At 44.3% G+C, this 13,878-nt stretch carries 9 protein-coding genes; 7 read left to right on the top strand and 2 right to left on the bottom strand.

The window, feature by feature from the left end:
- Positions 1 to 5: 5 nt before the first annotated feature.
- The gene (locus AACU59_RS05800) at positions 6 to 1,112 is read right to left on the bottom strand and encodes an efflux RND transporter periplasmic adaptor subunit (RefSeq protein ID WP_094145337.1); all 1,107 of its coding nucleotides are present in this window, start codon (positions 1,110 to 1,112) and stop codon (positions 6 to 8) included.
- A 126-nt stretch (positions 1,113 to 1,238) separates the two neighbouring features.
- On the bottom strand, positions 1,239 to 1,580 hold the full coding sequence (gene erpA, locus AACU59_RS05805; protein WP_026027518.1) for an iron-sulfur cluster insertion protein ErpA: 342 nt from the start codon (positions 1,578 to 1,580) through the stop codon (positions 1,239 to 1,241).
- Between the two features lie 322 nt (positions 1,581 to 1,902).
- On the opposite strand from erpA, the gene hemL reads away from it, so the two are divergent.
- The 7 genes from hemL (at position 1,903) to AACU59_RS05840 (ending at position 13,876) form a co-directional block, all read left to right on the top strand.
- Positions 1,903 to 3,198 (top strand): glutamate-1-semialdehyde 2,1-aminomutase, encoded by a 1,296-nt coding sequence (hemL, locus tag AACU59_RS05810; protein WP_094145338.1) that lies wholly within the window; start codon positions 1,903 to 1,905, stop codon positions 3,196 to 3,198.
- 277 nt (positions 3,199 to 3,475) lie between these two features.
- Positions 3,476 to 4,561 carry an AI-2E family transporter gene (locus AACU59_RS05815; RefSeq protein ID WP_094145339.1) on the top strand — a complete coding sequence of 362 codons (1,086 nt, stop codon included), beginning with the start codon at positions 3,476 to 3,478 and terminating at the stop codon, positions 4,559 to 4,561.
- A gap of 83 nt (positions 4,562 to 4,644) precedes the next feature.
- Positions 4,645 to 5,688 carry a 16S rRNA (guanine(1207)-N(2))-methyltransferase RsmC gene (gene rsmC, locus AACU59_RS05820; protein WP_094145341.1) on the top strand — a complete coding sequence of 348 codons (1,044 nt, stop codon included), beginning with the start codon at positions 4,645 to 4,647 and terminating at the stop codon, positions 5,686 to 5,688.
- A 199-nt stretch (positions 5,689 to 5,887) separates the two neighbouring features.
- Positions 5,888 to 9,280 (top strand): response regulator, encoded by a 3,393-nt coding sequence (locus AACU59_RS05825; protein ID WP_026028236.1) that lies wholly within the window; start codon positions 5,888 to 5,890, stop codon positions 9,278 to 9,280.
- Between the two features lie 744 nt (positions 9,281 to 10,024).
- A complete protein-coding gene (locus AACU59_RS05830) occupies positions 10,025 to 11,695 on the top strand; it encodes an ABC transporter substrate-binding protein (protein WP_013857639.1) in 1,671 nt (556 codons plus the stop codon).
- 166 nt (positions 11,696 to 11,861) lie between these two features.
- Positions 11,862 to 12,848, top strand: a complete 987-nt coding sequence (locus AACU59_RS05835) for an ABC transporter permease (protein ID WP_013857640.1) — start codon at positions 11,862 to 11,864, stop codon at positions 12,846 to 12,848.
- A 2-nt stretch (positions 12,849 to 12,850) separates the two neighbouring features.
- On the top strand, positions 12,851 to 13,876 hold the full coding sequence (locus AACU59_RS05840) for an ABC transporter permease (RefSeq protein WP_013857641.1): 1,026 nt from the start codon (positions 12,851 to 12,853) through the stop codon (positions 13,874 to 13,876).
- The last annotated feature ends 2 nt before the right edge of the window (positions 13,877 to 13,878 follow it).

Raw genomic sequence — 13,878 nt, forward strand, 5'->3', positions numbered from 1 at the left:
GCCCCCTACTGCGCTGAGTGGTTAGGTTTCTTGACCGCAATCACCTGATCACCATCTCGAACAAAACCTTGCCCAACGGTGATAATATCCACCGTCTCCCCTAGCCCAGTTAGCCACACGCCATCCTGTTCGGCTTTTACCAATGTTATCGGTATAAAACGAACACGATCTTGCTGCAGAGTTTTAACGCCTAAATTTCCTTGATCATCAAGCGCGAGCATGGCGGGCGTGATTTTCACCGCCAGTTGCGTTTCCAAACTCATCTCAACTTCAGCGCTCACACCCGCAGGGATAGACTGATTGGGATTGTCAAACTCGACTTCAATCGCAAACGTATTGGTGGCAGGCGATGAAACACGAGAGATATAGCGGACTTTACCATCGATGATAGTGCCATCAATAAAACGTATGCGAGCGGTTTGGTTTTGTTTGATTTTTTGGATGTGCCGTTCGCTGACATCCGCTTCTATCACTAATTTACTGAGATCAATAAAGGTGACCATCGGGTCACCCACTCCGACAAAATCGCCTTTTTCTATCAATATGTCTTGAACAATGCCATCGAAAGGAGCCACAACTGACGTATTACGCAAAGCCAATTGAGCGCGGCTCTGTACAGCGCTGGCTTCCGCCAAAGCGGCTTGCGCCGAAGCAAAGGCCACTTCGCCTTGCAAACCTCGATTTTTTAACGACTCAGCGGCACTGAATTCTTTTTGTTTGAGTTTAAACAAAGCTTGCGCACTCTCTAATTGAGCCGCTAGATCAGCTTGATCAATTAAGACGATCTGTTGTCCTTTATTGACAGGCTGCCCTTTTGCTATCGATATCTGAGTAATTTTCCCTGCGATTTCAGCACCAATTTTAGCTTGACGATTAGGTGCGGTCCGACCGTAAAGATCGATATGCTTATCGGTCAATTCAGCCTCAAAAGATTGGTAAATCACTTTCGCAAAAGGAATGGTGTCATTGGTAGTTTGCCGGGGCTCTTCCGCTTTCAATGCCCCAAAACCTAACCAAAAACAGAGAAGTAGAATAAAAATCGTCGAGAGTAGCCAAGGTCGTTGCGAAAAAAAGCGGCCAATAGATGAACGGCTGATTTTGGTATCAGGCATAAATAATCCTTTATTATGTTCTTGCCTTCTTAAGGTTAAGGCAAAGCCCTACATAACATCCAAATACGTAGGGCTATTAAGCTTAATTAGCTACAGTAGATTAATTGTGCATCGAACCTTTTTTAGTTAAACACTAAATGATGCACCACAACCGCATGTTGTTGTTGCATTAGGATTATTGACAAAAAAACGAGAGCCTTCTAGGCCTTCTGTGTAATCGACAATGCCACCTATCAAATATTGTAAGCTCATCGGGTCAACCACTAACGTCACGCCACTATTAACTATTGTGGTATCGCCATCGTTTACATTTTCATCAAAGGTAAACCCATATTGAAAACCGCTACAACCACCACCAGTAATATAAACGCGCAGTTTTAGCGCTGGATTCTCTTCTTCAGCAATCAACATTTTTACGCGTTGTGCTGCAGTATCAGAAAATGACAATGGTACATTTACTTCACTCACGATAGCCTCTCTCACTCGTGTTAATACCTGTCAGACTTATTATGCTTAACTTATGCCTGTAAAGGTGATTCTTTTTTAATAATGCAATGATTATCTAATACCTGACCTATTCGTTCAAGTATTCACCGTCACTTAAGCTAAAACTCCAACTATCGAGGCATTATGCACTGAAAAAACACTCACTGTCGCGTGAGTTGTACACTATACAGCGCTTATTTGGCTGTGAATGAGCTCAGAAAATGAGTGAAAAAAAGTGTCTTTGGTGTGTTTGGGTATACAATGCGACACCAACTGGTCCGAACAAGCAGAAGAGGATAAATCCATGACCAAATCAGCAGAGCTTTATCAAAAGGCACAACGTGCAATCCCCGGTGGAGTTAACTCTCCTGTACGTGCTTTTAACGGAGTTGGTGGCTCGCCGATTTTTATCGACCGCGCAGACGGCCCGTTGATTTTTGATGCTGATGGCAAAGCTTATATTGATTATGTCGGCTCTTGGGGGCCAATGATACTAGGCCACAACCATGCGGTCATTCGTGAAGCCGTGATAGGCGCAGCGCAGCGCGGTCTCAGTTTTGGTGCGCCGACCGAGATGGAAATCGATATGGCGGAATTAGTTTCTGAGCTGGTTCCATCGATGGAACAGTTGCGTATGGTCAGTTCCGGTACCGAAGCGACGATGAGCGCCATTCGTTTAGCTCGTGGATTCACTGGGCGCGATAAAATTTTAAAATTTGAAGGCTGCTATCACGGTCATGCGGACAGTTTGCTAGTAAAAGCAGGCTCTGGCGCCTTAACATTAGGCCAACCAAGCTCTCCTGGTGTGCCTGCTGATTTTGCTAAACATACACTGACCGCCACTTTTAATGATTTAGAATCTGTACGTGAATTGTTCGCGGCCAATAAAGACCAAATAGCCTGCATTATCGTCGAACCTGTCGCGGGCAACATGAACTGCATTCCACCAGTAGAAGGGTTCCATGAAGGCTTACGTGAGATTTGTGACCAAGAAGGCGCTCTGCTGATCTTTGATGAAGTAATGACAGGTTTTCGTGTTGCACTAGGTGGTGCACAGGCTTACTACAACATCAAACCAGACTTAACAACGCTAGGGAAAGTGATTGGCGGTGGTATGCCTGTTGGCGCTTTTGGTGGACGCCGTGATGTGATGCAATACATCGCTCCAACGGGTCCAGTGTACCAAGCTGGCACGCTATCAGGTAACCCTGTGGCTATGGCTGCGGGTTATGCCTGCTTGACGCTTCTAAAAGAAGAAGGCAATGAAAAACGTCTCGCGGCCAAAACAAAGCAATTGGCTGATGGATTCAAAGAACTCGCAGACAAACACGGTATTCCTTTGCAGGTCAACCAAGTTGGTGGCATGTTCGGCTTCTTTTTTACCGATCAAGAACGCGTCACCTGTTATGAAGAAGTCGCAAAATGTGATGTTGAACGTTTCAAGCGCTTCTTCCATTTGATGCTCGATCATGGTGTCTATTTAGCGCCTTCAGCTTTTGAAGCAAGTTTTACTTCTTTGGCGCACGGCTCTAAAGAAATTGAAGCGACATTAGAAGCGGCCGATCGCTGTTTTGCGATGATGGCAGCTCAAGCGGAATAAGCACCATTAGACTGACTCATCATAATTATAAAGGGCTGTAAATCAGCCCTTTATTCATTTCAGACTCAATAAGCAAGCTATCATTGCCAGTAATAAATCACTAAAACGACCAACGCCATCATGCTGATGGCAAACCACGGTAGCTTCAACTTTTTTTTATGCTGGTTTTGACACCCTTTATCATTATCACAACATCCCATCTCATCAGTTCCTCATTGATAACACGCTGATTTGCAGTCATTATAACCCCATTACTTTACAAGGTTGGATTAACAACGTGTCAGAAAAAGTGAAAATCACCTCTAGCCATTGGGTGCTCATTGCGGCACTTATCGCTGCGGCTATTGCTTGTTATCTGTTGATTGCACCTTATATCAACTCGATTGTGATGGCTTTCATCATCTCGTTATTGATGTTTCCCATTCATGAGTGGCTCGAACGAAAAATCCCCAAATACAAAAATACCGCCTCGTTTCTCTCGTGTATTATTTTGACGTTTATTATTGTGATTCCACTGCTGTTTGTCTTTGCTGCTATTGTGCAGCAAGGGTCGGTATTTTCTCAGAACATGTACCAATGGGTCACCCATGGTGGCATTCAAACCGCCTTTGCTCATCCTTGGATTGTCAAAGGACTCGCCATTGCGAATCAATATTTGCCCTTTGATGAAATTCAGCCACAACAAATCGCACAAAAAGTGGGGCAATTTGCCAGTTCATTTGGCACCAACTTGGTCAGTATTAGCGCAAAAGTGCTGGGTGATGCGACCAGTTTTTTGATGGATTTCTTCTTAATGCTGTTCGTGTTGTTTTTCCTACTCCGTGATCACGATAAGCTCATCAGCGCTCTTAGGCACATCTTGCCATTGTCGCGTAGTCAAGAAGACAGGTTGCTCTGCGAAATTGAGCAAGTCTCCAAATCGGCTGTCATGGGGTCATTTTTAACCGCAATAGCGCAAGGCTTTGCGGGTGGGTTTGGTATGTGGCTCGCCGGTTTCCCTGGGTTATTTTGGGGCACCATGATGGGGTTTGCTTCGTTTATTCCGGTTGTCGGTACTGCTCTGATATGGATTCCAGCCACTATTTATCTCTTTCTAACCGGAGATAGCACATGGGGCATATTCTTGGCCCTCTGGAGCGTTATCATTGTTGGCTCAATTGATAATTTATTGCGGCCCTTTTTAATGCAAGGGAGCGCGGGCATGAACACATTAATGATCTTCTTTTCTCTGCTCGGTGGTATTCAGCTGTTTGGCCTGATTGGGTTAATTTACGGCCCACTCATTTTTGCCATCACTATGGTGCTGTTTAATATTTATGAGGAAGAGTTTAAAGGTTTTCTCAATCAACAAGATAATAGCTAACTTTTGACTTACTGACGATCAAGCTAGAAGCAAGGGGCAGACTGTGCGAGAATCTGCCCCTCTTTTTTAGCGCAGAGCCTACTATGTCCAGTTACACCGCACCAAGTCAAATTGCCCAGCGTCAGCTTGCTTATTTCGAAGGAAAACATCTTTTAGTGGCTGGAGAAGCGGAGGATTTATTTCCTGTAGAGTTAGCTAATCATTGTCGCTCTGTTTCGGTGTTCACCACTCATTATGGTTACTACCGCCAACTTGAATCCTATTCGCAAATTACATGTCATTTTGGCGCTCAATTTGAGCAAGAAACCGATGCTGACATGATTCTGCTTTACTGGCCCAAAGCGAAGCAGGAAGCTGAATATCTGCTTGCGATGCTGTTGGCCAAACTGGGCAAAGAGACTGAGATTGTGGTCGTGGGTGAAAACCGCTCGGGCATAAAAAGCATTGAAAAAATGTTTGCAGCTTATGGGGTGGTTAAAAAGTATGATTCAGCTCGACGCTGTTCGTTCTATTGGGGGCAATGCACTCAGCAGCCACCAAGCTTCCAAATTGCAGACTGGTTCAAAACTTATCAGGTGCAGTATCAGCAACACTCACTGATTGTAAAAAGTTTACCTGGCGTATTTAGTCATGGCGAGTTTGACCTCGGCAGCCAGCTGTTACTCGATACACTGCCTAAACTAAGAGGTAAAGTTCTCGACTTTGGTTGTGGTGCTGGTGTGTTGGGTACAGTAATGGCCACATTAAACCCAGATATCGAGATTGAACTGTGCGATATCAGCGCGCTTGCGATTGAATCAACCAAAGCAACCTTGATAGCGAATAACATATCAGGGAATGTATTTGCCTCTGATGTCTACTCAGATACCGCTAAAGATTATCAATTTATCGTCTCAAACCCCCCTTTCCACTCCGGATTAGAGACCAGCTATAGTGCGACAGAAGCTTTGCTGGCTAACGCACCAAGCCATCAAACCGCGAAAGGCGAACTTTTTATTGTGGCCAACAGTTTTCTTAAATATACCCCGCTGATTGAACAGGCTTATGGTCATTGCGAGGTGTTAAATAAGACTAACAAATTCATCATTTACCACGCAAAAAAAACATTACAAAAGTCGCAACAATAAGTGTAATCCACTCTCAATTGGTCACTAAACTGGATGATTTTTACGAATTTTGCGTTAGTGACCACGCTTTCCACAGGACTTACTTGTCAAAGTAAAAAAACTCGTTAATTTCGTCACTTTAGGTTTTCTTTGTTTTTTTCATTCACTTTAACGACTACCTCATGCCGTTAAAGCCTCACGGAAAGTAATGCCTTTTTCTATGTTTAGGTTCTCTCGTAAGCAAAAATTTAAGCGCCTGCAAAATACCCTTATGCTGGCTTTTCTCGTTTTGAGCATCACGCCTTTAACTGTGACTGCCATTTTTTTTCTGCAATCACACACTAAAGATCTTCAAGAACAAAGCACGTCTCACTTATTGTCAGTCAGAGACACTAAGCAACAGCAAGTTCTCGATTACCTCACGGCCAAAGAATCAGAAGTGATGGGGTTTGTCCGTTCAGAGTTAGCTTATGCTAGTGGGGGGCGCTTTTACGGCTTAGTCAATGCGTTCCAAAGACTTGGTCTGGATATTGATCAAGCTCGTGAGCATGCCCAGCAGCGTTATATTCCTGGTTCTGGTGATCAGATAAAAACGTCAATATTGCCACAATCGAGCAGCTATGTAGGCAGTGAACGGTATCGCTTACTGCACAAACGCTATCATTGGGCGTATTTAGAACTGCTTAAACGTTCTGATTTTGACGATATTTTACTGGTGGATCTCGATGGTGATGTCGTTTATTCCGTTTATAAGCACGACAACTATGGGACGAATTTACTGACCGGAAAATACAAAGATAGCAATCTGGGTAAAACATTCCGCCAGTTAGAGCAGCAAGTTGGCGAACAACGAAAAATCAATGAAGAATATACACCAGTCATTATTTCTGATTTTTCACAACAAGAAGGGCAATCAGTTGCTTGGCTTGGCGCGCCCATTATTCAACAGGGCTACCTGCACAGCTACGCCATGTTCCGCCTACCAAACAATGGCATCACAAAGCTCGTTGCTGACACCAATGCGACATCGCAAATAAGGACTTTACTCGTCGGGCAAGATCATCATTCTCGAATACTCTCTTATACGCAGCAAGAAATCGAGACTAGTCAAAAAGTGATCAATCTTGCGCTTTCTGGGTTGAGTGCCGTTGGTACTTACACCAATACATTGAATGAGAAAACCATTGCCGCCTATGCACCTGTTGCAAACAAAAATATCAATTGGGCTTTGGTTGTAGAGATACCAGAAAAAGAGGCTTATGCGCGAGTTCATCAGCTTGAGAAATTATTTATTTTCGCCATGCTAACCGCGATTATTTTAGTCGTCATCGCTTCACATTATCTCTCTAATTTTATTACCTCTCCCCTACTGAAGCTCACTTGGGCGGCAGAAAAAGTCTCAGCTGGGGATTTAGATGAAAATGTTATCAATACCGATCGTAAAGATGAGATTGGTCGACTCGCAGTGAGTTTTGAACGTATGCAGCGTTCAATCCGAGAAAAAATGCAGCTGATTAAAGCGCAAAATAAAGAGCTCGAAAGCAACATTCAATTAATCCGCAAACAGAACGATGAGTTGCATCTCGCTAACAAACTAAAAGATGAATTCCTAGCCACAACGTCACATGAATTAAGAACACCGCTGCACGGTATGGTCGGTATTGCAGAAGCACTGATCTCTGGGTCAAGTGGCACTATCACCGCCGATCACCGTTATCAATTGGGCATAATCATCAGCAGTGGACAACGGCTGACAAACTTGGTCGATGACTTACTCGATTACCATAAGATGCGCTATGGCAGCTTGGATATCAAACAGTGTGCCGTTGATCTATCCGGCGCAACACGCTTAGTGTTAGAGCTGTCGAATCATCTACTCAACAAAAAGCCCATTCGCGTAATAAACCAAATCCCTGATGAATGCATTTGGGTCTCTGCCGATCCACAACGATTAGAGCAAGTGCTTTATAACCTTGTAGGAAACGCCATTAAATATACGACTGAAGGGAAAATTGTCATTTCAGCCAATGTGGTTGATGACAAGATTCGTGTCCAAGTTGTCGATACGGGGCAAGGCATTCCTGCTGAACAACTTGAACACATCTTCGAACCACTGATTCAAGCAGGACAAGATGCTAGTCGTTATCGACAAGGCGCAGGCTTGGGCCTTTCGATCAGCCGTCAATTGATCGAATTAATGCAAGGAACGCTTTATGTCAGTAGCCAACCTATGGTCGGTACGACATTCAGCTTTACCTTACCATTAGCATCAAAAGCGGAAATTGAGTCGACAAGCTATATGGAAGCTGGCCATTTCCAATCTCCGACCATTTCAGACATTGAACTGCCTGAAATGCATTCACTACCTGAAAATAAAGAAGGCCCAGTGCTACTGATAGCAGATGATGAACCCGTCAATCTGCGTGTCCTAGACAGCTTCCTACGTTTAGAAGGCTATCAAGTCCGCACCGCTAAAGATGGCAATGAAGTCATTAGCGCGGTCGAAAAAGAAAAACCGGAACTTCTACTGCTCGACATTATGATGCCAGGATTAAGCGGCTACCAAGTCTGTGAAAAGTTAAGAGAAACATACGATCATGCCGAGCTACCTATCATTATGTTGACGGCATTAAATCAAACTGACGATAGAGTTCGTGGTTTTGCAGCGGGAGCGAACGATTACTTATCGAAACCTTTTAATAAGCAAGAGCTCGCTGCACGTATTACGGCGCATTTAACGGCCAGCAAAGCTGAACAAAGACGTATTGAGAACAACCAACTGCAACAAGAGCTGAAGCATAGAGCAATGGTAGAGGCCAGTTTATTGGAAACCCAAGGCCGTCTACTAGAGCAGCTTGAATCCGCTCCTGAGGCCATTATTTGCATTCGAGACGATCATAAAATCCGCTTTGCTAACGAAGCGGCTGCTCGATTATTTAAGCGCAGCCAAGAACAACTAAAGCGCTCAAATGCGGAAGAACTCATCGCTCCCAAATACTTAGTCGTCGAGCAAGAGCATTACTGCGGTAATATCGATATCTATGTCGAAGATACACGTCAGCATATGTCTGCTGATGTGTTACGACTACCGGATGGCTCTGGGTTGCAGGCTATGTACATCTTTAACGTGGGTGGAAACATCAATGCAGCGCGCATCAATAACCTTGAAACCGCTATTGAAGCGCTATCCAGTTACGCATTTGAAGGCGATAAAGAAAAACTGCAGCAGCTCAAAGAACTCGGTGGCGAGTTCACACGTATCGCCGACAAAGTATCGGGAGAGAGTCAATCTAAGCAAGATTTAATGCGCGAAGTACTGGTTGAAGCAATGACCAGTGCTTTAGATTACTGGGAACGGGTCAGTAACCAAAGCAAGTTTACCTTTGCAGAGCAGAGTGGGCTATGGCGAGTGTATCTCGATAGAAGCACATTACAGACTCGGACACTAGACAAGTACTTACGTATCGAGACACTGCCTAAAACACCTCGCTGGCGTACCGTTCTTAATTCGTTAGATTACATTCTTGATCATTGTCAGGAGCACGGCCCTGAACGCTCTCACATCGAAGCGCAGCGCGATAAATTGCAAAAGCTACTGACCTCATCACTCTAAGTACATCAACACCATTAAGCCTGCACTCTGCAGGCTTTTTTATCACTATATTTCCATGACCATCAACGGGACAACCACCCCATTGATGCATCCAGAGTTATGACTAGCTAAATTTAATCAATGTTAACCTCAAGCATCCATTACTCTGGTACGCCTTATTCACTGCGTATTACAAACCTTACTTCTCAATAGAAAAAAAGGGGCAAAATGATGATAAAAATTGGAAGTAAAAACTGATTTCTAGGCAATTTCACCAGCAGATTTTCAATTGAAGATGAATAAAGATCCAGATTGCGAACCGAATCACAACAATTCGGCAGAATTAATTTAAGTAAAAAAATTAACGATAAAACTATAAGTGAGCAAGATCTCATGATACAAAAAAAACAAAAAAACATTAAAAATAAAGGGATAAAAAGATAGCGAGCGCTTACAACTATAAGTTAATCGAATTGAGTATGAGAGGCAGATCACTGACCTAAATGAGAGTAAAAATCAAACCAAAGATGGTAAATTGACGTTTATAACGATCACTTTCTACAAATTGACGTTTTTAACGGGAATTCAAATTGATAATTTTCTCTCCAAGGTGTCTTCTTACTCCTGCCAAAGGTCTACAGGCCACTCATGTTGACCAACTCCTCCGGTTTGTTAACACGCAATGAGGTAGGCCTTGGAGAGTGTTTATCAATTGATGACATTCATATCCATTAGTGAAATGAAAGCAAATAGTAAGGAACAGCTATGCTTGCCAATATTAAAAAAACAGCGCTAGCCGCTGCAGTAATCGCCGCCGCAGCGAGCCTTTCAGCTCCAGCAGCCGCACGCAGTGAGCTAACGATCGTACCTGATTTCTACCCTACAATGGTACGTAACTTTAACCCGTATCTAGCAACAAACCTACGTACGACCACTGATTTCATCTATGAACCACTGGTCATCTTCAACGAAATGCATGGTAATACACCCGTTATGCGTTTGGCTGAAGGCTTTAAAATGTCTGATGACCTAATGAGTGTTACTTTTGATATCCGTAAAGGTGTTAAATGGTCAGATGGTCAAGCATTTACAGCGGATGATGTCGTGTTCTCTTATGGCTTATTGAAAAATAAACCTGAACTCGACCAACGCGGTATCAACAAGTGGGTAACGAGCGTAGAAAAACTGAACGACTACCAAATCCGTTTCCGTTTAAGTGAAGCTAACTCAAACGTACCTTATGAAATCTCGTTAGTTCCTATCGTTGCTGAGCATGTATGGAAAGATGTGAAAGATCCAGCGACTTTCACCAACGAAAACCCTGTAGGTACTGGTCCGTTTACTGAAATCGACACCTTCACTCCACAGCTATACATCCAATGTCGTAACCCGAATTACTGGGATGCTGCAAACCTTGAGGTTGACTGTTTGCGTGTACCTCAAATTGCAAACAATGACCAATTGCTAGGTAAAATTGTTAACTCTGAACTCGATTGGACCTCTTCATTCGTTCCGGATATTGACCGTACTTATGCCGCTGCAAGCCCTAGCCACCACTACTGGTATCCGCCATCAGGCACACAAGCATTTATGGTTAACTTCAAAAACCCAGATGCAGTAAAAAATGAAGCGCTAAGCAACGTTGATTTCCGTCGCGCATTCTCTATGGCTCTTGACCGTCAAACTATTATCGATATCGCTTTCTATGGCGGCGGTACCGTTAATGACTTCGCTTCAGGCTTAGGTTATGCATTCCAAGCTTGGTCTGATGAAAACATCCACAATAAGTACAAAGGCTACAACACGTACAACGTTGAAGGCGCGAAAAAACTGCTTGCTAAAGCGGGCTTCAAAGACGTGAACAAAGACGGTTTTGTTGATACTCCATCAGGTAAATCTTTTGAGCTACTTGTTCAATCACCAAATGGCTGGACTGACTTCAACAACACGGTACAACTTGCCGTTGAACAGCTTGCCGAAGTAGGCATCAAAGCACGTGCTCGTACTCCAGAGTTTGCGGTTTATAACCAAGCAATGCTTGAAGGTACTTATGACGTCGCTTACACCAACTACTTCCACGGTGCGGATCCACATCTATACTGGAACAGTGCATACAACTCTGCACTACAGAAAGGTGAAGGTATGCCTCGTTTTGCTATGCACTTCTACAAAAACGATAAGCTAGATACTTTGCTAGACAGCTTCTACAAAACAGCGGATAAAAATGAGCAGCTAGAAATCGCTCACGGAATTCAGAAAATCATTGCTGAAAACCAAGTGACTATCCCTGTAATGTCAGGTGCTTACATGTACCAATACAACACAGCACGCTTTAGCGGCTGGTGGAACGAAGAAAATCCTAAGGGTCGTCCAAACATTTGGGCTGGTATCCCTGAGCGTCTATTACACGTACTGGACCTAAAACCAGTTAAGTAAGTAGAAGTTCATTCCTTGCGGCGTACTTCGTGCGCCGCTAAATAAAATCCCCTAAATACCTAGCAAATGTATAACGCTCGTCGTTAGGGGATTTTTCGCTCTAAATTTCGCTAGGAGCGACCTGAAACCAGGTACAGGATAAAACTGGGTGAGTAAGGTGTGAGTTATGGGTTATTTTTTAAGACGTTTGTCATTTTATTTTATCGCGTTGCTGGTTGCAGCAACATTGAACTTCATTATTCCGCGAGCCATGCCTGGAGACCCAGTGACCATGATGTTCGCAAACGCAACAACGCAAGTAACGCCAGAACGAATCGAAGCGATGAAACAGCTTCTCGGTTTCGTTGATGGTCCGTTACCCGTACAGTATTTGACCTATTTAAAAAGCATTCTAAGTTGGGAATTAGGCACGTCGATTAAGTTCTATCCGTTAAGTGTCAATGAATTACTGGGTAGTGCATTTGGTTGGTCGTTATTTCTAGCGGGTACTGCGGTTGTGATCTCGTTCTCAATCGGTTCTCTACTGGGCATTTTTGCCGCATGGAAACGAGGCAGTCGTTACGATACGTTTATTACCCCAGGGATGTTGGTTATACAAGCCGTTCCGCAAGTGGTTATTGCGATGATCGCTATGTTTACTTTTGCTATCGGCTTGCAATGGTTCCCTACGGGTTATGCCTACACTGCTGGTACGATGCCAGATTGGACAAGTTGGACATTCATTAAAGATGTGGCCTACCACGCTTTCTTGCCTCTTGTCTGTGCATCTCTAGTACAAATCGGTGGGTTTCTCGTCAACATGCGTAACAACATGATTAACCTGCTCGCTGAAGACTACATCACGATGGCGAAAGGGAAAGGGCTCAGCGAAAACCGTGTGGTTTTCCAGTACGCCGCTCGTAATGCTTTATTGCCAAGTGTCACCGCTCTATCGATGTCTTTGGGTATGGCTATCGGTGGCCAGCTCATCATTGAAATTATCTTTAACTATCCTGGCCTTGGTACCGTTTTATTTAATGCGATCAACGCTCGTGATTACCAAGTTCTGCAAGGGCAGCTACTGATTATGACGCTCTTTATGCTGTTCTTTAACCTATTGGCGGACATGCTTTATGTCGTACTAGACCCTCGCCTACGCAAGGGAGGTAAATAATCATGAAAGATCTCATTAAACTCATTCGCGGCAATACCGTTGCCATGGTCGGTGTCATTATTTTGGGCCTATTTTTATTCATCGCCCTTGCTGCGCCACTGATCACCAAACATGCGCCAGATAAACGTACCGGAAATCCACACGAGTACCCATCGTTCGTCGTCAAAGCCGCTAAAGCAGATCCGAATGGCTGGATTGCTGAAAACTTGGCGACTGACCGCCGCACCTTACTACTCTCAAAAGGTGAAGACCATGTGCTAGGCACCTCTCGTATGGGACGCGATGTTTGGTCACAAGTGGTGTATGGCGCACGAGTCTCACTCGCCGTGGGTTTTGGCGCAGGAATGACCGTCTGTTTTCTTGCGACTGTGATTGGTGTTTCTGCCGGTTACTTTGGCGGTAAGGTCGATGACATTCTAACCGCCGCTATGAATATCATGCTGGTGATACCGCAATATCCTCTTTTATTCGTGGTCGCGGCATTTATTGGAGAGGCCGGCCCATTAACCATTGCACTCATCATTGGCTGCACCTCCTGGGCTTGGGGCGCTAGGGTCGTACGCTCACAAACCCTCGCACTGCGTGAAAAAGAATTTGTCAGAGCGGCGGAAGTCTTGGGTGAATCATCATGGCGCATCATTTTCGTTGAGATTCTACCTAACCTCATCTCCATCGTTGGCGCTAGCTTCATCGGTTCAGTGATGTACGCCATCATGATGGAAGCCACCATCTCCTTCCTTGGTCTTGGCGATCCAAACACCATCAGTTGGGGCATTATGTTGTACAACGTTCAAACGTCCTCTTCTATGCTGATTGGCGCTTGGTGGGAACTGCTTGCTCCTTGTATTGCTTTGACTCTGCTCGTTACTGGTTTGGCTTTACTGAACTTTGCGGTCGATGAAATTGCCAACCCACAACTGCGTTCACACAAAGGAATGAAGCGTTGGAAAAAACTCGCAGAGCAAGACAAGAAAGAGCGTCAGCCTGACCTGCCACCACAAAATGCACTTTGGAGCGGAGATAAATAATC

Origin of the sequence: Vibrio sp. V23_P3S9T160 (assembly GCF_963886625.1) — a bacterium.
GTDB lineage: Bacteria > Pseudomonadota > Gammaproteobacteria > Enterobacterales > Vibrionaceae > Vibrio > Vibrio anguillarum.

Bases quoted from the DNA above. Each gene is read 5' to 3' on its own strand.
- AACU59_RS05840 (WP_013857641.1), top strand. From the start codon at position 12,851: ATGAAAGATCTCATTAAACTCATTCGCGGCAATACCGTTGCCATGGTC.
- AACU59_RS05800 (WP_094145337.1), bottom strand. From the start codon at position 1,112: ATGCCTGATACCAAAATCAGCCGTTCATCTATTGGCCGCTTTTTTTCG.
- rsmC (WP_094145341.1), top strand. From the start codon at position 4,645: ATGTCCAGTTACACCGCACCAAGTCAAATTGCCCAGCGTCAGCTTGCT.
- AACU59_RS05835 (WP_013857640.1), top strand. From the start codon at position 11,862: ATGGGTTATTTTTTAAGACGTTTGTCATTTTATTTTATCGCGTTGCTG.
- AACU59_RS05825 (WP_026028236.1), top strand. From the start codon at position 5,888: ATGTTTAGGTTCTCTCGTAAGCAAAAATTTAAGCGCCTGCAAAATACC.
- AACU59_RS05830 (WP_013857639.1), top strand. From the start codon at position 10,025: ATGCTTGCCAATATTAAAAAAACAGCGCTAGCCGCTGCAGTAATCGCC.
- hemL (WP_094145338.1), top strand. From the start codon at position 1,903: ATGACCAAATCAGCAGAGCTTTATCAAAAGGCACAACGTGCAATCCCC.